The sequence below is a fragment of the Intestinibacter sp. genome (assembly GCF_034113885.1).
GTDB lineage: Bacteria > Bacillota > Clostridia > Peptostreptococcales > Peptostreptococcaceae > Intestinibacter.
In genome coordinates this window covers 1-21,977 of the sequence record NZ_JAXEWM010000018.1, presented here as the reverse complement: position 1 = coordinate 21,977, position 21,977 = coordinate 1, and the positions used below count along the sequence as shown (strand labels likewise).

The window sequence follows — 21,977 nt, the reverse complement described above, 5'->3', positions numbered from 1 at the left end:
TGTGGAAGTTCTACAACATTAGATTCTAATTCACATGCTATTTGTTCTTCTGGTATGTTTACATCGAATTCTATATTACTATATTTCATAGTATGCATAGTATAAGTCCCCCTTTATTTATATTAATTAATTTACCTAACTTATATTTCATTTATCTATTTTATCACATCTATTTTAGAAAATAAAATATTTCAGTCTAATTATAAAAATATTATTTAAAATCTCATTTATATATTTAAATATTATTTTTTATATTTTTATCTTTTTAGATATTATATTACAACTTATAGATCAACAAAAAAATAGAAACCTCATTTAAAGGCTTCTATTTTTTTATTAATTATTTATATACTTTTCAAATATTTCTCCAAAGTCTCTATTACTGTAAGTTTCTCTCAGTTCATTCATCCAGTTAAAATTGAACTTTGTTATATTTTCAATTAAATCAGCTGTATCTACTTGTATATAACCATTTGATATAGTTTGGTTAGCCATATTTAAACTATTTAATCCATTTTCTATATATCTATTGTTTTTTCCTTGAATTCTTCCTATTTCATATAGAGCTTTATATAAATCCTTTAATTGTTCTAATTGATTTTTATCTACATCTATACTGAACACTTCGTTTCCCATTGTAAATTTTATTTCGACATCTAAATCTACAGTTCCCGCTGTTTCTAATGTAACTGCACTTACTTTTTCATAGAAAAATTCGTGTCTTTTTACAACTCTTTTTTTACTGACAGCACTTTGTCCATCAACATGTATTAAACCTCTGTTAGTAAATACATATTCGTCAGATTTTGACTTTATAACGAAGTAAATTTTTTCTCCATCCTCATGCATTATATAATCATCGCCATCTGCCTTATCAAAATCCTTAGGTGATAATATTTTACCTATATCAGATAGTCCCAATGTATCTGATGCCATTTTTCCAAATATATTTCCTGCCATCTAATGCCTCCTATATTTTTTTATTATATTATATCAGATTTCATATGCTTATATGATTTATACATTAATAAAATTATTTCATGTTATAATATTAGAATATAAAACGATAATGGAGAGTGATTTTTATGCCATTTGAAATAATAAGAGATGATATTACAAATTTAAAAACTGATGCCATTGTCAATGCAGGTAACAACAGGCTTAAAGCTAGCGGTGGTGTCTGTGGTGCGATTTTTAAAAAAGCTGGTCTAGAAAAGCTTCAAAAGGAATGCGATAAAATCGGCCACATAGAGACATCTCAAGCTGTAATAACAAAGGGATATGACCTAGATTGCAAATATATAATACATACGGTGGGACCTATTTGGCACGGAGGAGGTCACGATGAAGAAAAGCTTCTTTACAATACATATTTAAACTGTTTAAATCTAGCAAAACGAAAAAGATGTAAATCTATAGCTTTTCCTCTGATTTCATCAGGAAACTTTGGATACCCTAAGGACAAAGCGCTTTATACAGCTAGATGTGCCATCGAGGATTTCCTTGCTGAAAACGACCTTATGATTTATCTAGTTGTTTTCGATAAAAATGCTTTTGCTATAAGTCAAAGCTTATTTGATTCTATTAAGCAGTATATCGATGACAACTATCTAGATGACTATAGATTTGATAATTCTAGAAGAAACGCTGAAAGCTCATTATTAGACGATTATTTTCATATGGAAGTTAAATCTACATTACAAAGTGTAAGCGATTCAATAGAAAATGATGAAATAAAAATGTTTAAAAAGGCATCAAAGCCAGTTGATGCTACAAAAGCAGCTACTAAATCTAAATCAAAGCCTAAAAAACCTTCTATCGCAAAAGCTATTTTAGGCGATATGATAAACGATAAAAATCTAATAGATGCCGTTTCCAATGTTGAAGATACATTTTCTCAAACTCTACTTAGATTAATCGACGCTACCGGTAAAAGTGATTCTGAGATTTATAAAAAGGCAAATATAGACAGAAGATTATTTTCTAAAATAAGAAAAAATAAAGACTACAACCCTAGCAAAAGTACAGCTCTATCTCTTGCAATAGCTCTAGAGCTAGATATAGATGAGACTAAGGATTTGCTTGAAAAGGCAGGCTATGCTCTATCTCATAGCAATAAATTCGACATCATTGTAGAGTATTTTATAAAGGAGCAAAACTACAATATATTCGAGATAAACGAAGCACTTTTTGCCTTTGATCAAAATATATTAAAGGCTTAAAATTTTTTTAAAAAAACATAAATTTGTCGCCTCCGATGCGACCTTTTAAATAAAGCCCCCTAGTATAATTTAAGTATAATCAATCAAGAAATAAAAAAGAAAATCAACAAAATTAATTATAAATTAGGGGGTAATAATTATGAAAAAAAATTTAACTGAATTAGTATTTATATTAGATAAAAGCGGTTCTATGTCTCCACTTACAGATGACACAATCGGAGGATTTAACTCTCTATTAGATAAACAAAAAAACGAAGAAGGCGATGCATTAGTAACAACTGTACTATTCAACCACGAAATCCAAGTACTACATAATAGAATGCCAGTAGAAAATGTATCACCTATAACTAAAAGAGACTACCTTGCTAGTGGGATGACTTCATTACTAGATGCAATAGGCTCTACTATAGACCACATAAAAAACGAACACATAATAACACCAAAGGAAGAAAGACCTGAAAAGGTTATGTTCGTAATAATCACAGACGGCGCTGAAAATTCTAGCAAGGAATACAACATCAAACAAGTAAAAAATCTAATAAATACTTGTAAAGAATTATTAGGCTGGGAATTCTTGTTCTTAGGGGCAAATATAGATGCAGTACAAACTGCAGGTGCATTTGGAATAGATGCTTCAAGAGCTGTAAATTACAACTGCGATAAAGAGGGTACAGAGTTAAATTACAAGGTAGTAAGTGAAACTATCAGCTGTGTGCGTCAATGCAATCCTATCAGCAATAGTTGGAAAAAAGACATCGAAAAGGATTTTGAAGCTAGATCAAAAAATTCTAGAAGTTCTAAAAACGAAAAAAAATCTTTATTTAATAGATCTAGAAAAAGTTTCTAAAAAATATCGTAAATTAAACCTTTCAAATTAATATAAACATATCAAATAAGGATGTTGCCTCAATTCCCACCTATTTTAAGCAACATCCTTATTTTTAATTTAAATCAATATATCTTGATCTATATCACCTTCGACTGGCAATATAATTGTAAATTTTGTACCGATGTTTTTTTGACTCTCTACATATATATCTCCCTTATGCATATCGATTATATGCTTAGTTATTGTCAATCCAAGTCCACTGCCACCTTTGATTTCTGTATTTTCATCTACTATTTGGTTGAATCTATCAAATATAGACTTGTAGTATTTTTCATCTATGCCTATACCTGTGTCTTCTACTGATATTTTTACTTTATCATCTAGATCCTCGATATCGACTTTTATAGTTCCTCCTTTTGGAGTGAATTTTGATGCATTACTCAACAGATTTACGATACATCGCTCAATTTCATATCTATCGCATTTTATAATTTTTTCTTCTGTATCTGTATCGATAATTAAGTTTATTCCATTTGATTCTACTGCCTCTTTTAGAGATAACGCTGTTTCCTCAACTAAATAAACTATATTTTCCTCCTTTACATTTATTTTGTATTTTCCATTCTCGATTTTAGTCGTGTCTATTATATTGTTTATTAGATTTAGTAATCTCTTGATATTTTTATTCATGACCTGCATGTATTCTTCTAGCTTCTCCTTTGGCACACCCTTGTTAGATTTATTTAAATTTGTAATCAATTGTTCTACTGAGCTTATTACATTTAAAGGCGTTCTCAATTCATGAGATAAATTTATAAAATAATTATTTTTATTTCTCTCTACCTCTATTATTTTATTTAAAAGCTGATTACTCGTTTGCATTTCTTTACTCAATGCTCTAGTTCTTATTTCTACTAGATAATCTAATCTCTTCACCTTCTTATTATTGATATAAAGCACGAGCAAAATTACAAAAATATATACTATAATTGCTTCCTTACTTTTCCATATAGGAGGTCTTATTGTAAAGCTTACTTTGCTCTCTTTTCCCATATTTCCATTTTGGCTTCTAGCTTTTATTTTGAATGTATATCTACCAGGAGATAATTTATTAAATATAATTTCATTTCCATTAACCTGAACCCATTCATCTACTAATCCTTCTAGTTTATAATAAAACTTTAAATTATTATTGGTTTTATACTCTGAGAAAAAATATTTTATCCTAAAAGAGTTCTCATTGTACTTAAATTGCATTCCATCTATATCTTTGTATTTTTCTCCATTCACATCAAATTTTTCAAATATGACTTTCGGCTCATAAGAAGATCTTAGAATATCCTCTGGTTTGAAAATATTCAATCCCTTTATCCCACCAAATACAAACTCACCTTCTCTAGTTTTATAATGTGCTTTTTCATTAAATTCATTACTTTGTAATCCATCTGTACTACTTAAATTATTAAATTTACATGTTTTTAAATCGAATTTAGAAATTCCATTGTTGGTGCTGACCCAGGGATTTCCCTCGTCGTCTATTAATAATCCATAAATCGTATTATTAGACAATCCATCTTCATCCGTGTATGTAGTAAACACCTCTCTAGTCTTATTAAATTTAACTAAACCTTCACTTGTCCCAATCCACAATATATCATTATATTCAGATATACATTTTATATTAGCAATTTCTTGTTCTGTTTCATAATCAGAAACATGGTAAACCTTAATAAATCTATCGTCAATATTTATCTTTATCAAAGAGCCTGCTATAAAATTACCCAGCCAATATACACCATCTTTATCTCTATAAATCTCTTGTATGCATTTATCCTTTACACCTGCTCTTTTTAAATAGTCTGTAATGTCTATAATTTCATCGTTTTTAATATCTAAGATATTTAGCCCATCCTGAGTACCTATCCACAAATATTCTTCACTAAATAATAGGCTTTTTATGTTATTATTTGTCAACCCATCATTCATAGTATATTTTTTTATTTTCATAGTATTCCTGTCTATTTGGTTTAGGCCATAAGTAGTACCTACCCATACAGTATCCTGATGACCTTCTATAACTCTTATTGAGTTATCAGTCAATTTATAATCTCCCTCTCCACCATAAATTGTTTTGTATTTATCTTCTTTTCTATCAATTATATTAAGACCTCTATTTCTAGTTCCTACCCATAAGTTCCCATCTATATCCTCATAAACACCATGTATCACATTATCACTCAGAGAATTTTGATCGAGAGGGTCGCTCTTATAATGTATTATCTTATTATTCGGATCGAATAAGCTTATTCCTGTGTAGGTACCTACCCATATCAACCCATTGCTGTCCTCCATCAAGCTATGCACACTATTGTTTATCAAACTATTTTCATCATAGCTTTTATTTTGATATGAATAAAATTTATTGCCCCCCAAATACTTACAGATACCCTTCTCTGTACCTATCCATATATTCCCATTCTTGTCCTGTATCATGCTGTTGGTAGTATTAGAAGGTATAGAAAATTCATCATCTTCATCATGATAGTAATCTATTATCTCATTCGTACCACTTTCATTTACGATTATTTTTTTTAATCCATTATTTTTTGTGGATACCCAAATACTATTTTCGTCATCAATTAAAATTGAATTAATCCCATCGTTTTCTATAGAATCCTTTGAGATGTATTTTGTCTCCTCTAAAGTATTTTTATTTAATTTGATTAGGCTTTTATTTGTACCCACCCATATATTTTGAAAATTATCCTCCTTTATAACCATTATATCCTCTTCATTAAAGGTACTCTTTTTATTCAAAATTTCATCTAAATCACCAGTTTCTCTATTGTATAAATATACATTATTCGAAGTTACAGCTATTACACTACCTTTTTTAGTAACCAAAATGCTCCTCGTATTGTAGTATGGTTTGCCAGACTTGTCTTTTTCGTAATTAACTATTTCATCGGTTTCTAAATCGATTTTGCTTATACCTTTATTTGTACCTACCCATAGATTTTTCTCATGATCCTCCTGTATGCTCAAAATGTAGTTATTTACTATCGTGTTCTTTTTATTTTTATCAGCCTTGTAAATTTTCATTTCAAATCCATTATACCTATTTAAACCTTCATTAGTTCCTATCCATATATAGCCTTGACTATCTTGAAATATTACTTCAGCTGTGGACTGAGATAATCCATCCTCTATAGTTATATGCTGAAAATTCACGTTTTCTTGAGCATCTGCTTTTATTGAAATAAAGCAAACAATAATTATTGTTGTAAAAACTATTAAAATATTCTTTTTCATATTCACCTACCTACTTGTTTATAAATAATATTATATTATAGTATTTTATAAAATATTATTTTAAAATTCAATTATTTCCATAAAAAAAGACCGATATATATACATCGATCTTTTATAAATTTATTTGTAACCTTTATAAACTTATATTGCCTTACTTTTTAATTCTTCTATCTGTTGATATTCACTATCGATTTTTCTCATTTTTATATAATAGGTAATCATAAGAGGTACGGCTGCTGATATCCATGCAATTGGATCGGCTAAGCATATACCTATATATCCTACAAATTTAGGCAATGTAAATGCAACTAGAGCTCTTGCACATAATTCAAAAAATCCCGCCATCATAGGTACAAATGATTGCCCCATTCCTTGAAGCGCATTTCTGTACACAAATATAAATCCAAGCGGTATAAAGAACATAGCACTGTAATTTAAAACCTGTTGTGCATAGTTAAAAATTTCTTGAGTTGGATTTTCTATAAACAACATTACGAAATATTTGCCAAGACTGAATAATGCAAATGCCGAGATTATACTAGTTACTATTGAAACTACATTCATTATTCTCATTCCGTGCTTTATACGGTCGAACCTTCTAGCTCCTAAGTTCTGACCTGCATAAGTAGCCATTGTAACTCCTAATGAAATCGATGGCTGCATAACTAATTGTTGTACCTTTGATGCTGCTGTATAAGATGCTATTACTGTAGCTCCAAATGTGTTTATTGCGCTTTGGACTATAATTATTCCTACAGCTGTCACTGAAAATTGCATAGACATCGGTATAGCGATTTTTAAATGTGTAGAATAGTAGCTTCTTTCAACTTTAAAATCTTCTTTTCTAAGTCTAAGTACTTTGTATTTGCTGTAGCTGTATATTAAGCACAATATCGCAGAAACTCCTTGTGCTATATTTGTAGCATATGCCGCTCCTGCAACTCCCATTTTAAAGTTGACTATAAAAACTAAATCCAAAACTACATTTAAAAGTGATGCAAGTATCAAGAAGTAAAGCGGAGTCCTACTATCTCCCAAAGCTCTCAATATACCAGCTGACATATTGTACGCTGTTTGAGTTATTATACCAGCGTAAATTATTGTTATATATTTTTTCGCATCGTTGTAAATACTATCTGGCGTATTCATCATATTTAGAAGTGGATTTATTATCAACAATGCGATAACTGTAATTATTATAGTTAAAACTACAGTCAGCGTAATATTACTCGCCACTGCTTTTTTTACGCCCTTTTCATCCTTTGCTCCGAATTTTTGTGATACTAATACTGAAAAACCACTTGTAAGTCCTAAAATCAGACCATTTACCAAGAAAAACATAGAATTACATGCTCCTAATGCCGCAAGTGCGTTAACCCCTACAAATCTTCCTACTATTATAGTATCTACCATGCTGTATAGCTGTTGAAATACATTACCGATCAATAGCGGTATTGTAAAGTATATAAATAATTTTAAGGGATTACCCTTTGTCATATCATTTGTCATACATACCCTCCCATCTGTATTAATTTAAAATATTTTATCTCAGCTTTTTCAATTTATCTGATATCTCATCGAATTCCTTTTCGTATTTCTTCTTTAGCTCTTTGTCGGTCTCCATACATATCATAGAAATTAAATTACTGAGTCTATTTTCTAAAAGAAGCATTTCATTGCTGTTTTTTTGATCCTTTTCACTTAATTTTTCTTTGTTTTTTTCTTCTATATAATTGTCGTAGCTTCCAGAAAACTGTATTATTTTTTTATCCTTTATTTCTAGGAAATAATCACAAACATTTTCTATAAAATGCTTGTCGTGAGATACTACAATTATCGTTTTTTCTGTGTTTTTCAATGCATCTTCTAGCGACTTCATCGAAATAATATCTAGGTAATTAGTAGGCTCATCTAAAATTAAAATATTATTATCCTCAAGTATCACCTTACATAAAGCAACCTTGACTCTTTCTCCTCCGCTTAAATCCTCTACCTTTTTGTAGACTTCATCCTCTTTAAATCCAAATAGACTTAAATTTATTCTTATAAATGTTTCATTATAAGAGGAATTGTATTTTACATTTTCTAAAATTGATTTTTCTTCATTTAGTGTATCTTGATTTTGTGAGAAATATCCTATTTTAACTTTATTGTTGATTTTTATACTTTTATCGCCTAGATTTTCTATTTTACTTGAATCTATAATTTTTTTCAATAGAGTTGTTTTTCCACTTCCATTTGGTCCTAATAAAGCTATTTTTTTATTTCTCTTGATTTTAAATGACACGCCTTCAAGAAGTAATTTATCTCCAGCCTTTAAATCTAAATTATTTACTTCTATCAAATTCTTGCTTACAATCTCCATGCCTTCTTGTATATGAATTTTAATAGGCTCAATTTCTTTAACCTTCTCTTTTACTTCTAATTTTTCAATTCTAGTAGATATCGCCTTTATATTTTTATCTAGCTTTCTTTTATTGCCCTGGCCTCCCATTTTGTGAAGTCTCGCCTCTGAATTTCCCATTCTCTTAGGCGTTTTTCTGATATTATTTCTAGTTTTGATTTTACCCTCAATAGCTTTTTCGAGTCTATTTTTTTCTGAAATATATTGGTTGTATTCAAACTCCTGTCTTAATTTTTCTACATCCTTTAATTTTAAATAGTTGGTATAATTGCCTTTGTATGCTTTTATTTTTGAATCCTGTATCTCAACAATAGTAGTACATAGAGCATCTAAAACACCTCTGTCATGAGATACTATAAGCAAAGCCCCTTCATGCTTTTTAAGCATATCTGTAAATACTTCAATACTTTCTTTATCTAAATTAGAGGTAGGTTCATCAGCTATAATTAATTTTTTATTCTCCTTCAAGGCATTTACTATTTTCACCTTTATTTTCTCTCCACCAGATAAAAATTCTTCGTATTTATCTGGTGCATTTAGTAATCCTTTGATTTTATTGCCTCCGTAGCTTTGAGCTTCATCTCCAATTTGACTTATATAGGAATAGCTATCTGTTAGACTTACTTCGCCACTATCTATCTCAATTTCTCCAATTACAGCCTTTATAAATGTGCTCTTACCTACTCCATTTCCTCCAATTAAGCCTATTCTATCTCCTTCATTTATTTCAAATTTATCGATATCTAAAATAAGTCTATCTGAATAATATTTTTTTAGATTTTTAACCTTTAACAACGACATAAAAAAACCCTCCTTATTATCGCTCAAATAAAGAGAGTTCCTATTCTCAAAACAATTGCGCGCACTAAAATAACTGCACACAAAATAAATGTACCAGAAAACACAATTCAACGTATAATGAATCTATAATTTACTCTCTTTATATTTGAGCACCACAAAAATACCTTCGTAAATTGGTATAAAATTTTATAATACTCTTTTATATGAAGTAAATTACATTCTCATTGTCCCGCATCCTTGCCCTTTCTTATCGATTTAGCAGATAAACTGCTCGATTTATATTTTAGCACTTTTAATATAGTTTGACTATATATTTATTTTTATTGTAAAAATTTTACATATATTTTATTTAACAGATTTTAGCATGTAATTTACAGCAGTTTGTGCAAGCACATTTGCCCCAACTATTAAACAGTCTGTATCAGCTTTAAATTTTGGGTTATGCCATTGATTTACACATCCTTTTTCTGGATTACCTGAGCCTAACCAATAGAAAAATCCTGGTTTCTTTTCTGTAAATATAGGGAAATCTTCTCCACCTGTTGTTGGTGTTGGATCAAATATTCCTTCATCTCCATATACATCTCTGACAGATTGGCAAGCTAAATCGTACATATCCTTTTCGTTTATTACTGCTGGTAAATCAAATCTATATGTAACCTTTCCTGTAGCCCCATAGCCTCTAGCTATATCTTCTACTTTTTGGCTCAGTATTTTTGGCATTTTTTCTCTAGTTTCTTTACTAAAAGTTCTAACTGTACCACTCATATGTACATGTTCACATATTACATTGTTTGCAGTACCACCTTCTATAGTTCCTATAGATACTACTACTGAATCTATAGGGCTTATATTTCTACTTACTATAGTTTGTATACCTTGTATAACTCCACTTGTAGCTACGATTGGATCTATAGTTTTTTGTGGGATTCCACCATGTCCACCTTTTCCATATACATCTATCCAAATAGTGTCCACTGCTGCCATAAGTCCACCTAATTTAACTCCCATTTTTCCAACTGGTACATCTGGATGGTTGTGTAATCCAAATATAGCATCTACATCGTCCATTACGCCTGCTTTTACAAGCATTTTAGCACCTTCATTTTTTTCTTCGGCAGGTTGGAATATAAATTTAACATTTCCATGTAATTCATCTCTTATTTCAGATAGAATCAATGCAGCTCCTGCTAATGATGTTGTATGAGTATCGTGTCCACAAGCGTGCATAACTCCATCTATTGTTGATTTGTATTCAACATCTGCTTCCTCTAATATAGGAAGTGCATCTATATCTGCTCTTAGTGCAACTGTTGGACCATCGTATTTTCCTCTTAATAATCCAACTACACCTGTTTCTATTCCCATATCTATAATTTCAATTCCTAAAGAAGTTAGTAAGTCTTTGATCTTTTGAGTTGTTCTATATTCTTTAAAACTCAATTCTGGGTGCATATGTAAATCTTTAAAAAATTCTAATAATTGACCTTCATATTTTTTAGATACTTCCTTTATATTTGCCATTTGTATCATTCCTTCCCTTCATAAATAAAATTGTAAATAGCTATTTGAATTTTCATAATTTTATGTTTTCTAATTATAATTTAATTATAGTTAAATTTTATTTGTAATAATACTACTTTAAAATGACTTTAATTATTTAATTTTGTATACAATATATTATATATTTTCATTTGTATATAAAGTAAAAATGACAAATAGTTATCTTTATAAATTTCAACTATTTGTCATTGATATAATTTAAATATTTATTTTCATTACTCTCTTAGGTCTTCCAGAGCCCTTTGGAAATTGTTTACCGACGATTTCTACATATCCAAACTCTTCTAACTTATTTAATACTCTATTTATTGTTCTCTCAGGCATATCACAATATCTAGCTAATTCACTCGATGTAAAGCATTTTGTTTTATACTTATCTATAGCATTATAAATAGCCATAACTTTGTTAACACCTATGTTAGTCTTATATGATATATCTATAATTTTTTCTTCTATGCTCTGCTTTTGTTTTTGTTCATTAGCATGTATAGGACCTATTATATATCCATCCTCGTATATAACAAATGCTGTATTTTCATTGTATTCCTTGGATTTAATCATAGCACTATTTGAATTATATTTAGCTTCTCCAGCTGTTTTTCCATAGCCGATACCTAGAGATACCATATGAAGCGACTTTTCTCCTATGTAGTTTAAAATAGGTATTTCTTCAAAATTCTTTGTCTCTTTTTCAAGTATTTCTTTAGTTGTAAACATTAAAAATGTATTAAAGCTGACCTCTATTACAGCCGCCTCTATATTTTGAGCAAATTCATAAATCAATTCGCTAAGTTTATTTTTTTCTTTGATATAATAATACTCGTTTTTACTTATCAGAGAATATTCACTTGGTAAATCTATTTGAATAGAAATTGAAACTAGCTGACTGTTTTTATTTACTTTAGCTGTATATCTTAAAAATGCCTTTTGAAAAGTGTCCTTTATGACAGTCTCTGTAGGTATTGCCATATAATTTTTTATATTTTCTTTATTTAATATATTGTGTACTTTACTTAATGCAGTAACTATACAGATATCTTTATTCTTTTGTAAGTTCTTTTTGTGAAATTCTAATGCCCTCTCATTAAAAGATTCTAGATGTTCTAAATCTAAATCAAAAAGTTTTACTTCTACATCGTCAAACGTAATACCTGTCATATCATAAATTACCTCTATGTTAGACATACTATACGTATCGATGCTTATACTTTTTACCTTGCCATTAGACTGCTGTGCTTGAAATAAAACACTCAATACGCAACTTTCATGAAGAGGCAAATATTCCCATATAATTTCCTCTTTTAAATTATTTTTTGCAAAATAATAAGATAATATTCCACCAAATATAATTCCATCGTATTTAGACTGGATATTCTTTACTACATCTGTTATTTTTGTAAAATCTTCAAATATATAAGTAGTTAAATCGACATAGCTAACCTGCTCATCTACTATTTTTTCAACGAAATTAGCTATAAATATTGGTGCTAAAAGCGCAACTTTCACAATATCATCTCCTGAAAATATATTTTTAGTGTTAATTATAGCATATTTTTATACAACTATATTACATTAATAATTTTTTATAAAATAAATAAGAAAGACCTAAATCCTACATAATTGCGAATTTAGGTCTAAGTTTACAATATTATTAAATTCTAGCTAGCTTTTATCACAGCATTTTCAATATTTTGGTAGTATTTTTCAAAATACTGCCATGAAATATGTACACCTTCTGGATCTTCATATTTTAAAAATCCATCAGATCTTATAAATCCACTAGTAGTATCTATGTATTCTACATTTTTAAGACTATTACAGTATGATTTTATACTTGAATTAAATTCTTTAATTTCTCTTTGTGCTGTGTATTTATTTTTGTCTGTGTAATTATGTCCTACTGGAAATAATCTTTGAACGTAAATAGTTTTATTAGTGTACTTATCTCTTAGTTTCTTAATTAAAGTTTTTGTATCTCTTATATTGTAGCTTTCTCCAAGGTGGTTTATTCCTATTTGAAGTACTACACCTTTTACACTACTATTTGATGGCATTTGGCTGAAATTCCTAATCCAATAATCAGCTCCTACACTACCTTTAGCTCTGATTATAGCATCATCTGTATTTGCATAAATATTTTTTCTGATGTTATAAGTAAATGAATCTCCTACAAATAAAAATCTGTTTAAATTTTTAATCTGTGTAGATGAGCTAGTTGATGTCTTGATATATTTGGCACTTACGTATCCGTATCCTGTTCCATATTTTATCTTATACCATCCGTTTACTGTACTTACAATAGTCACTTTTTGGTTATAAGATAGAGATCCTATTTTTCTGTAGCTTGTACCTGCACCACTTCTTACATTTAAGCTAGAGCATGTAACTGTTCCTGTTTTTGTAGATGTTGTAGTTGATACCTTGATATAATCTGCAGATACATATCCATATCCTGATCCGTATTTTATCTTATACCATCCATTTACTGTACTCACAATAGTTACTTTTTCGTTATAAGATAAAGAACCTATTTTTCTGTAGCTTGTACTTGCACCACTTCTCACATTTAAGCTAGAACAAGTTACTGTTCCAGTTTTTGTGGATGCTGTAGTAGATACAGAAGCTGCTTTACTTGCTGCATAGCTAGGTAAAGCATTTGAAAAACATAAGCTCGTGCATAATAAACTAGTTAGCACACACGTTAATAATTTTTTCCTCAAAAAAACCCCTCCTCGATTTAATTTTTTTCTCATTATAATTGTAACAAAAATGTAACCTTTTTACTATTGATTTTTGAAATAATTTACATTTTTGTTACAATTAAAAATATCTTCAGCCATATTTCTATACTAGAGATATTATTTTACATAAACATTTCATACGCCATAACCATCAAAGGCATTGTGACTATACAGACTATTACTGTAAAAATATTTATCTTGTTTGCATAATCCGCATCATTGTCGTAAACCTGAGCCATCTGCGTAACTGTCGAAGCCGCAGGTGTCATAGTCGCCAAAAAGCTCACTAGCAATATAGTATATCCATCGCTCACAAAGCGTTGTAAATTTGATAATACAAAAAACGCCAACACAGCTGCAGGATAAACTATCATTCTCATAAAAGCTACTAAATAAATTCTCTTGCTTGTAAATATAGTTTTTAATTTCACATCTGCCATAAGCATCCCTGAAACAATCATACTAAGTGGTGCTATTAGCTTTGAAACTGAACCTAATGTTTCACTCAACACTTCTGGCAATCTTATTCCACTTATAAATAAAACAATCCCAATTAAAATAGATATAGTATTTATGTTCACCATTATTTTCTTTAAATCTACTTCATTTTGCTCACTTATAATCATCTTACAATGTGTCCATAAAAATACAAGCTGAACTGACATAAATGCACATGAGTAAAGTACCCATTCTTCTCCTAAGACAGCAGCAACTATAGGTATTATCAAATTACCGGCATTGCTGTATATAATAGATGCTCGCTCGATTGAATTAAATTTAAATAATTTACCCAATATTTTAGCTAAAATAAAAAATATTACATGTATTAAAATTGCAGCTACAACAGCTAAAATCAACCCATTTCGCTTGTCTACTGTGTAATCTACCTGAAACGAATTTATTATCACACATGGTATGACTAGGTATAGCACAATTACAGAGATAGTTTTGCTATCTTTTGATTTTAATATTCCACATTTTACTAGAATATATCCCATAAGTATCATCAAAAATAGCTGAGCAATTTGTCTCATTAATAGTATACTGATCAAAATTAAATCTCCTCTCTATATTATCTTCAAAAACAAATTCTATAATAACACATTTTTTTGTAAAATAATATAAAAAGAGCTGTATAAACATCTCGAATATACAACTCTCTCGTTACAATATTTACTATAATAATTCTATACCAGCTTCACTACATTCTTCTACCATCTTTTCTGGCCAAATTCCAACTTGAACTTCACCTATATGAGCTTTATTTAAGAAGAACATACATATTCTAGATTGTCCTATTCCTCCACCTATTGTGTAAGGTAATTCACCGTCTAATAAAGCCTTATGGTAGTCTAATTCTTTTCTTTCTTCACATCCAGCTAATTTTAACTGTCTTTCTAAAGCTTCTTCATCTACTCTTATTCCCATAGAAGAAAGCTCTATTGCTTGATCTAGCACTTGATTGTAGAATAATATATCTCCGTTTAATTCCCAATCATCGTAGTCTGGACTTCTTCCGTCGTGTTTTTCACCATTGCTCAATGTCTTTCCTATTTGCATTAGGAAAACTGCCTTTTTCTCTCTAACTATTTTATCTTCTCTTTCCTTTGGAGTTAAGTCTGGGTACATATCTAGTAGCTCTTGAGAAGTCATAAAAGTTATTTCTTCTGGTAATTCACATCCTACTTCTGGATATATTTCGTGAACATGCTCTTCTGTTTCCTTGAAAACTTGGAATAATGTTTTAACTACGCTTTTTAATGTTTCTATATTTCTATCTTCTTTATTTATTACAAGCTCCCAGTCCCATTGATCTACATATAGAGAATGTAGGTTGTCTAATTCTTCGTCCTTTCTGATAGCGTTCATATCAGTATATAGACCTCTACCTACCTTAAATCCGTATTTTTTAAGAGCCATTCTCTTCCATTTAGCTAGTGAATGTACTATTTCTGCATCCTTGTGTAGATATGGCACTTCAAAGCTTACAGGTGTTTCTACACCATTTAGGTTGTCGTTTGTACCTGTTTCTGGTAGAACGAATAATGGTGATGAAACTCTTGTTAATTTTAGCATTTCGCCTAATCTATTTTCGAAAAAATCCTTCAAATCTTTAATTGCTTGTTGAGTTTCTATTACATTCAAGCTGTTTTCATATTTTTCTGGTATCAATAAACACATAGCATATACTCTCCTTTTTAATAATTTCGATATCCGATAAATATTTTTCCAAAATCAAATCTTTATAAATCCATAAAAAAAGCCTTCCATCCACTCAATAGGACGAAAGACTGTACTTCCGCGGTACCACCTAAATTAACTTAAACGTTCACCTCAATTAACGTACTAATATACGCCACCAATCTGATAACGGTTTGGTTCCGACTAAGTCTACTCTCAATGTGATTTCGGTTAGTAGCTCCAGGATGTTCTTCATTATAAAACTCGTACTGGACTCTCACCATAACCAGCTCGCTCTGACTTCGTCTTTATAATTACTCTTCCCTTCACAGCATTTATTTTACTTATTTTGACAATATAAATAGTAACCCATTAACTAATTATTGTCAATAATATTTATGCTATTTTTTAGTATTATATTGTTTATTATCTCCTATAATTAATATTTATATACATATATATAAAACCAAAAAATATTTTTCACTGCTTTCGACAACGTTTTCCTTTTTCAAATTTCAATAATCACCGAAAAGCATTGAAATTTCAACATATTTACATTTTCCAAATCTTAACTTATAATTAATATCTGTAAAATATAATAACTAAATAAATTAAATAAATTTCGAAAAAAATATAGATACTTAATTATAAATTTTAAATATATTTAGGAGGTACCCCCATGTATAAATTAATCGCACTAGATATAGACGGAACATTATTAAACAGCTCAAATCAAGTTACAGATTCTGTAAAAAAAGCCATAAAAGAAAGTAAAGAAAAAGGTGTCAAAGTCGTTTTATGTACAGGAAGACCTTTGAAAGGTGTTGAAAATTATCTTGAAGAATTAAATCTTAGAGAAGAAGGAGATTACGTTACTACATTCAACGGTGCTCTTGTTCAAGATTCTCATACAGGAGAATCCATATCTCATTTAACTCTAGACTACAACGACCTTTGTGATTTATACGAGCTTAGCTTAGAAATAGGCTCTCGAAGCCATTTTTACGACACAAGAACTCTTTATACATTTAATAAAGATGTAAGTGATTATACAGTTTATGAATCTTACTTAACTGGAAGTCATTTAAACGTAACAACTATAGATCAAATACCTAAAGACATCGCGGTGTCTAAATTTATGATGATAGATCACCCTGAAATCTTAGATGAATGCATAAAAAAAATACCTCAAAAATTCTATGAAAAATACACTATAGTGAGAAGTATGCCATTTTTCTTAGAAATATTAAATTCTAATGCAAACAAGGGTGCAGGTATCAGCCTTCTATCTGAAGAGCTTGGCATCAAGCAGGATGAAGTTATATGTGTTGGCGATGCAGGAAACGACAAGCACATGATAGAATACGCAGGTCTTGGAGTTGCTATGGGAAATGCAACTGATGATATCAAGGAAATAGCAAATTATGTAACTCGCACTAACGATGAAGATGGAGTTGCTCATGTTATTAATAAATTTATATTAGAGAGATAGATTTTATATATATTTCACAAAAAATGGCATCATCGATGCCATTTTTTATTACATTTCTCTGATTTTATCGTTAAAGTAACCTCTCTCCTCCACTTTTTCAAACCATACTGCACTCTTCTTGTCGTGCTCTAAAGTTGATTTTACTATTTCTCTCATCAAATTTACTATATAAACGTTCATATCTATCCCAAATCCATCTATTGCAGGAAGCAACCATCCAGTCATATCGTTCATCCCACTTCTAGCTGCTATTTTCATCGCTTCTTTTTGCATAGCGCCATCGTGGAATACGTCTAAATCCTTTTTTAAATACGCAATCGCAGCCATCAATCCATTACATCCCCAGTCAGAAACTGTTGCAGTTATTATGTTATCTGTCTTTGCAACTGCTCCAATATTGTCAGATGGATCTTCTAAATTTGCGTAAGGGATGTATTGTTTTACTTGATTTGCTATGGTACCCATGCCGATTTCGTTTCCTAAATCGCCGATAGCTATGTTTAAAACACCCATTTTTACAAGCTTTTCAAATAAAATATCTGTTTTTGCCTCTAATTCGGTACAATCTATACCCAAGGAGTTGTGGTATATGTTCTTTTGATTTTTACCAGGATGCTCTATGCTGATGACTGCCTTTGGAGTGCCTTGTTTTATTAAATCCTCGGCCATTTGATCAGCTTTATTTATGTCCTTTGTAAATGGTACTACAGCTATTGAAATAGGGTATTTTTTTAAATTTTCTATAGAATCATATAAATGAAGTCCCATTTCAAATGATAGATTTCTAACTGCAGTTAAATTTTCCTCTTGGCATACAATCACAGGCATAAATTTATATATCTCTATTTTTACTTTCTCAAAATTCTATATTCAAATCCAGTTTCTCTCATCAAATCCAAATAAGGCATTGGATCAAAGTACTCCGGAGAAAATACTCCGCTGTCCTTCCAAATTTCCTTACCAATCAGCTCTATAGAAAGCGCTGCACCAAATCCTGTCTGCGCAACAACTGCCTGCATATGCCAGTCCTTCATAGATTGTTGATTATCGAATGGTTGGTACATAAATATTTCTTTCTTTTTGCCGTCTTTTATGCCGATGCAGTGAACTCCAACTAGCATCTCGCCCTTCATCTCATCTCCTATATCCTTAGGCTGTGGCGCAACTGCTGCAACTACATCTCTAGGTACTACCTTTACACCTCCGACATCTACTGGATGCAGACTTCTAAGTCCTAAGCTATCGATTACCTTAAGTGCATTTATAAGCGCTGGATCTAGTGATATTTTGAAGGTAGCTTTTTTTAATCCGTATTTAGATAGGTATCTCTGCATTGTGACTACTTCTTCGTGCTCTACTTTGACAAGGACGTTTGTTCCGACTCCATCTGGCATATCGAAGGTCTCCTCTCCAGCAAATGCCTCCTCTACTATAAATCCTCCCTTGTCTGCGTTGTACTCTACATTTGGATTCATAACCTCGTCTAAAACTGTCCACACATTAAAACCAAATGTGACTTCTCCCTCCTTCGCTCCAGGTATGCTTAGATTTCCACCGTCTTTTACATGGACCTCTTGCAATTCATCGAATTCATATTCAGCTGCGTATTTTGCAAATACATTTACTACTCCTGGATCTATTCCCATGCAAATGCACGCCATTTGATTTTTTTCTCTCCATTTATCGTGTCTATCGAAATTGTATTTTGTCATAGGCTCTACATAGCTGTTTTCTATGCCTAGACCTAGCTTAGGATGCTCCATAGGAACAGACCAAGTTCCCATACTTCCGTAGTTTGCCCCAGCCTCATAAGCCGCATCAAAAATATTATTGCTGACAAATGGCGCCGCAGCATCCATTACGAAATCTATATCGTACACTTCAATCAATTCCACAATGTCCTTTTCATTTCTAGCATCGACCTTGACTGCCTTTAGGTCGTCCTTGTCTCTTAAGTGACTTATCACTTCCTCTGCTCTAACCAAATCGTAATCTGCAACTAATACAAACTCAAGCCATGACTTATAATCCTGCCTGCTTTGAATTATCTTCAGTATAGATTCTCCCACTGCACCTGCTCCTACTAACATCATTCTCATAAATTATCACTCCCATTTTTTTAATTAAAATAAAAAAGACAGGGTAACAAGGCTCACTAATTAAAGTGTCCTGTTACTCTGTCCTTTTGCCAGTTGGTTATAGCCACGTAGGCGACGGAAATCCGTTCTCTCCAAAGTTTCGTCAGATAATCTTCCTTTTGCCTGTCAGTTTCCAAAAAAGTTTAGACCAACTCTTTCTTTGCTTCTTCGGCACTACATTTAAGTAGCTTCTAGGATTATCCTCATCCGAATTTATTTTGTTTTCTTATTTATATTCTAAGATATTAATAGTAGTTTGTAAACTAAGTCTATAAAAATTTATTTGTTTATTAATTCAGCATAAAGTGATGCATCTACATTACCACCTGTTATAACTATGCATATGCGGCGACCCGCACTTGTGTCTATTTTATTTTCAAGCATTGCTGCTATACCTACACATGCTGATGGTTCTGCTAATATTTTTTCTTTTAATCCTAGTAATTTTACAGCTTCTGCTATTGATGTTTCTTCTACTGCTACTACTGTATCTACGTTGTCTCTTATCATTTCGAAGTTTATTTCTTCTGCCTTGCTTATACGAAGACCGTCTGCTATAGTTTGACCCATTTCTACTGTCAGAGCCTTGTCTGCTTTTAATGCTTCTGTAAATAGAGGCACTTCCTTAGGTTCTACAGCTGTTACTTTTATACTTGGATCAACTCCCTTTATTGCAAATGAACCTCCACTTGTCAAGCTTCCTGCTCCACATGGCATGATGAACTCGTCCATTTCACCATTCATTTGTTCTAGTGCTTCTATTGCCACTGTTCCATGACCTATTATTACTGCTGGGTCCATATGTGAATGAACTAGGCAGTATCCGTGTTCTTCTATTAATTCTGCACATTTTTTATCTCTGTCTTGTCCAGTAAATCCCGCAAGCACTACCTCTGCACCGTATCCCTTTGCCCCTGCTATTTTTGCTTTAGGTGCGTTTTCTGGCATTACTATAGTTGCTTTTACGCCTAATTGTTGTGCCATGTAGCTTACTGCTTGTGCATGATTACCACTTGATGCTGCAGTTACACCTTTTTGCAATTCTTCCTTTGGTGTAGTTAGCATTTTGTTGCTTACTCCACGTAATTTAAATGCACCTGTGTACTGCATGTTTTCTAATTTTAACCAAATTTCTGCTCCACCGAATAATTTTTCAAGATTTTCAGCTCTAACTAATGGTGTCACCTTTACGTAGTCTTTTATTCTTTTTTTTGCTTGAAATACATCTGATACTTGTAATTTTACTTCCATAATTATCCCCCATGATATTTTATAAATCTTTACTATATTATATATCATTTTATATAACTATAACATATAAAAGCTTTATTATATTAAAACATTTTAGTTTTGTAAAAATACAGAAAATGTACTTCCCAATTCTGATGATTTGACCTTTATGTATCCACCTTGCTTTGATATAATTTCTCTGCTCAAATAAAGCCCTATACCTATTCCTTCTTCCTCTAAGACATCTCTACCTCTATAGAATCTACCAAAGATTTTTGGAATTTCATCCTCGGATATACCGATACCTTGATCCGTGATATCTATTCTAGTAAATATCTCGTACTTTTCAATCGATATGGATATCGTAGTATTTTCTTTTGAGTATTTAATTGCGTTTTCGATTATGTTGAATATCGCCTCTGATGTCCATTTTTTATCGTAGTCTAGTAGTATTTTTTGCTTTGGTTCAAAATCTATCGTTATATTTTTAGACTGTGCCTTTTTGTATAGCTGAGAAATCGCAGATACTACGGCATCGTTTATGTCGGACGTTGTTTTGTGTAGATTTATTACTGAGCTTTCCAATCTAGACATCTTTATCATACTCTCCACTAAAAAGCACAATTTATCTAATGACAAAAGTATAACTTCATTAAACTCCTGTCTTTCCTCCTCTGATAAATCCTCGTCTTGCAAAAATTCGCTGTACATTTTCATATTTGTCAGCGGTGTCTTCAACTGGTGAGCGATATCTGATATTAGAGCTTTTATTTCATTTTTTTCGGTCTCAATTTTTTTATTTTGTGATTTTAATATATTTATTAATTTCAACGTTTGATGCTGAAGCTTTGAAAATATAGAGTCGTCTATCATGCTAAAAACTTCTTCTTCCCTCATATCAGAAACACTCGCTAGCATATCTGATAATTTGACAAGTATCCCGTTTGTGTATTTTTTAAAAAATAATTTCTGCAAATAAAATATAATAAAAATCGCCAGTGTAAAAGCTACAGTTATAATACAAATATTTATATCGTAATCCTTTGTCCACAGAAAAATACATA

At 31.0% G+C, this 21,977-nt stretch carries 16 protein-coding genes and 1 other annotated feature; of the genes, 3 read left to right on the top strand and 13 right to left on the bottom strand.

Annotation, left to right across the window (positions count from 1 at the left end):
* Positions 1 to 336 precede the first annotated feature (336 nt).
* A complete protein-coding gene (locus tag SPD90_RS01100; protein WP_320625886.1) occupies positions 337 to 960 on the bottom strand; it encodes a PH domain-containing protein in 624 nt (207 codons plus the stop codon).
* Between the two features lie 125 nt (positions 961 to 1,085).
* Between SPD90_RS01100 and SPD90_RS01095 the strand changes: the two genes are divergently transcribed.
* Together SPD90_RS01095 and SPD90_RS01090 are read left to right on the top strand one after the other, a co-directional pair.
* Positions 1,086 to 2,222 carry a macro domain-containing protein gene (locus tag SPD90_RS01095; RefSeq protein WP_320625885.1) on the top strand — a complete coding sequence of 379 codons (1,137 nt, stop codon included), beginning with the start codon at positions 1,086 to 1,088 and terminating at the stop codon, positions 2,220 to 2,222.
* Positions 2,223 to 2,361: 139 nt separating this feature from the next.
* Positions 2,362 to 3,069, top strand: a complete 708-nt coding sequence (locus SPD90_RS01090; protein WP_320924057.1) for a vWA domain-containing protein — start codon at positions 2,362 to 2,364, stop codon at positions 3,067 to 3,069.
* Positions 3,070 to 3,168: 99 nt separating this feature from the next.
* Here the strand turns inward: SPD90_RS01090 and SPD90_RS01085 are convergent, their stop codons facing one another.
* The 8 genes from SPD90_RS01085 to asnA form a co-directional block, all read right to left on the bottom strand.
* Positions 3,169 to 6,363 (bottom strand): ligand-binding sensor domain-containing protein, encoded by a 3,195-nt coding sequence (locus tag SPD90_RS01085; protein ID WP_320924056.1) that lies wholly within the window; start codon positions 6,361 to 6,363, stop codon positions 3,169 to 3,171.
* Between the two features lie 141 nt (positions 6,364 to 6,504).
* A complete protein-coding gene (locus SPD90_RS01080; protein ID WP_320625677.1) occupies positions 6,505 to 7,872 on the bottom strand; it encodes an MATE family efflux transporter in 1,368 nt (455 codons plus the stop codon).
* Between the two features lie 34 nt (positions 7,873 to 7,906).
* Positions 7,907 to 9,568, bottom strand: a complete 1,662-nt coding sequence (gene cplR, locus SPD90_RS01075; protein ID WP_320924055.1) for an ABC-F type ribosomal protection protein CplR — start codon at positions 9,566 to 9,568, stop codon at positions 7,907 to 7,909.
* A gap of 345 nt (positions 9,569 to 9,913) precedes the next feature.
* Positions 9,914 to 11,092, bottom strand: coding sequence for a M20 metallopeptidase family protein (locus tag SPD90_RS01070; protein ID WP_320626787.1), 1,179 nt, complete (start codon positions 11,090 to 11,092; stop codon positions 9,914 to 9,916).
* Positions 11,093 to 11,329: 237 nt separating this feature from the next.
* Entirely contained in the window at positions 11,330 to 12,637 is a 1,308-nt protein-coding gene (locus tag SPD90_RS01065) for a hypothetical protein (RefSeq protein ID WP_320924054.1), read from the bottom strand.
* A gap of 152 nt (positions 12,638 to 12,789) precedes the next feature.
* On the bottom strand, positions 12,790 to 13,851 hold the full coding sequence (locus tag SPD90_RS01060) for an SH3 domain-containing protein (protein WP_320626785.1): 1,062 nt from the start codon (positions 13,849 to 13,851) through the stop codon (positions 12,790 to 12,792).
* A gap of 143 nt (positions 13,852 to 13,994) precedes the next feature.
* Positions 13,995 to 14,924, bottom strand: coding sequence for an AEC family transporter (locus SPD90_RS01055; RefSeq protein WP_320626784.1), 930 nt, complete (start codon positions 14,922 to 14,924; stop codon positions 13,995 to 13,997).
* A 124-nt stretch (positions 14,925 to 15,048) separates the two neighbouring features.
* The gene (gene asnA / locus SPD90_RS01050; RefSeq protein ID WP_320924053.1) at positions 15,049 to 16,053 is read right to left on the bottom strand and encodes an aspartate--ammonia ligase; all 1,005 of its coding nucleotides are present in this window, start codon (positions 16,051 to 16,053) and stop codon (positions 15,049 to 15,051) included.
* Between the two features lie 95 nt (positions 16,054 to 16,148).
* Positions 16,149 to 16,392, bottom strand: a binding site (T-box leader).
* A 340-nt stretch (positions 16,393 to 16,732) separates the two neighbouring features.
* Between asnA and yidA the strand changes: the two genes are divergently transcribed.
* The gene (yidA, locus tag SPD90_RS01045; RefSeq protein ID WP_290686442.1) at positions 16,733 to 17,545 is read left to right on the top strand and encodes a sugar-phosphatase; all 813 of its coding nucleotides are present in this window, start codon (positions 16,733 to 16,735) and stop codon (positions 17,543 to 17,545) included.
* A gap of 48 nt (positions 17,546 to 17,593) precedes the next feature.
* Here the strand turns inward: yidA and SPD90_RS01040 are convergent, their stop codons facing one another.
* From SPD90_RS01040 to SPD90_RS01025, 4 genes are all read right to left on the bottom strand, one after another.
* Positions 17,594 to 18,373 (bottom strand): DUF4392 domain-containing protein, encoded by a 780-nt coding sequence (locus tag SPD90_RS01040; protein WP_320924052.1) that lies wholly within the window; start codon positions 18,371 to 18,373, stop codon positions 17,594 to 17,596.
* A 20-nt stretch (positions 18,374 to 18,393) separates the two neighbouring features.
* Positions 18,394 to 19,644, bottom strand: a complete 1,251-nt coding sequence (locus tag SPD90_RS01035; protein ID WP_320924051.1) for a saccharopine dehydrogenase family protein — start codon at positions 19,642 to 19,644, stop codon at positions 18,394 to 18,396.
* Between the two features lie 318 nt (positions 19,645 to 19,962).
* On the bottom strand, positions 19,963 to 20,934 hold the full coding sequence (locus tag SPD90_RS01030; protein ID WP_320924050.1) for a threonine ammonia-lyase: 972 nt from the start codon (positions 20,932 to 20,934) through the stop codon (positions 19,963 to 19,965).
* Between the two features lie 93 nt (positions 20,935 to 21,027).
* Complete coding sequence (locus SPD90_RS01025; protein WP_320924058.1) at positions 21,028 to 21,972, bottom strand: sensor histidine kinase; 945 nt, start codon at positions 21,970 to 21,972, stop codon at positions 21,028 to 21,030.
* Positions 21,973 to 21,977 lie beyond the last annotated feature (5 nt).

Bases quoted from the DNA above. Each gene is read 5' to 3' on its own strand.
- SPD90_RS01100 (WP_320625886.1), bottom strand. From the start codon at position 960: ATGGCAGGAAATATATTTGGAAAAATGGCATCAGATACATTGGGACTA.
- SPD90_RS01095 (WP_320625885.1), top strand. From the start codon at position 1,086: ATGCCATTTGAAATAATAAGAGATGATATTACAAATTTAAAAACTGAT.
- SPD90_RS01090 (WP_320924057.1), top strand. From the start codon at position 2,362: ATGAAAAAAAATTTAACTGAATTAGTATTTATATTAGATAAAAGCGGT.
- SPD90_RS01085 (WP_320924056.1), bottom strand. From the start codon at position 6,363: ATGAAAAAGAATATTTTAATAGTTTTTACAACAATAATTATTGTTTGC.
- SPD90_RS01080 (WP_320625677.1), bottom strand. From the start codon at position 7,872: ATGACAAATGATATGACAAAGGGTAATCCCTTAAAATTATTTATATAC.
- cplR (WP_320924055.1), bottom strand. From the start codon at position 9,568: ATGTCGTTGTTAAAGGTTAAAAATCTAAAAAAATATTATTCAGATAGA.
- SPD90_RS01070 (WP_320626787.1), bottom strand. From the start codon at position 11,092: ATGGCAAATATAAAGGAAGTATCTAAAAAATATGAAGGTCAATTATTA.
- asnA (WP_320924053.1), bottom strand. From the start codon at position 16,053: ATGTGTTTATTGATACCAGAAAAATATGAAAACAGCTTGAATGTAATA.
- yidA (WP_290686442.1), top strand. From the start codon at position 16,733: ATGTATAAATTAATCGCACTAGATATAGACGGAACATTATTAAACAGC.
- SPD90_RS01040 (WP_320924052.1), bottom strand. From the start codon at position 18,373: ATGCCTGTGATTGTATGCCAAGAGGAAAATTTAACTGCAGTTAGAAAT.
- SPD90_RS01035 (WP_320924051.1), bottom strand. From the start codon at position 19,644: ATGAGAATGATGTTAGTAGGAGCAGGTGCAGTGGGAGAATCTATACTG.
- SPD90_RS01030 (WP_320924050.1), bottom strand. From the start codon at position 20,934: ATGGAAGTAAAATTACAAGTATCAGATGTATTTCAAGCAAAAAAAAGA.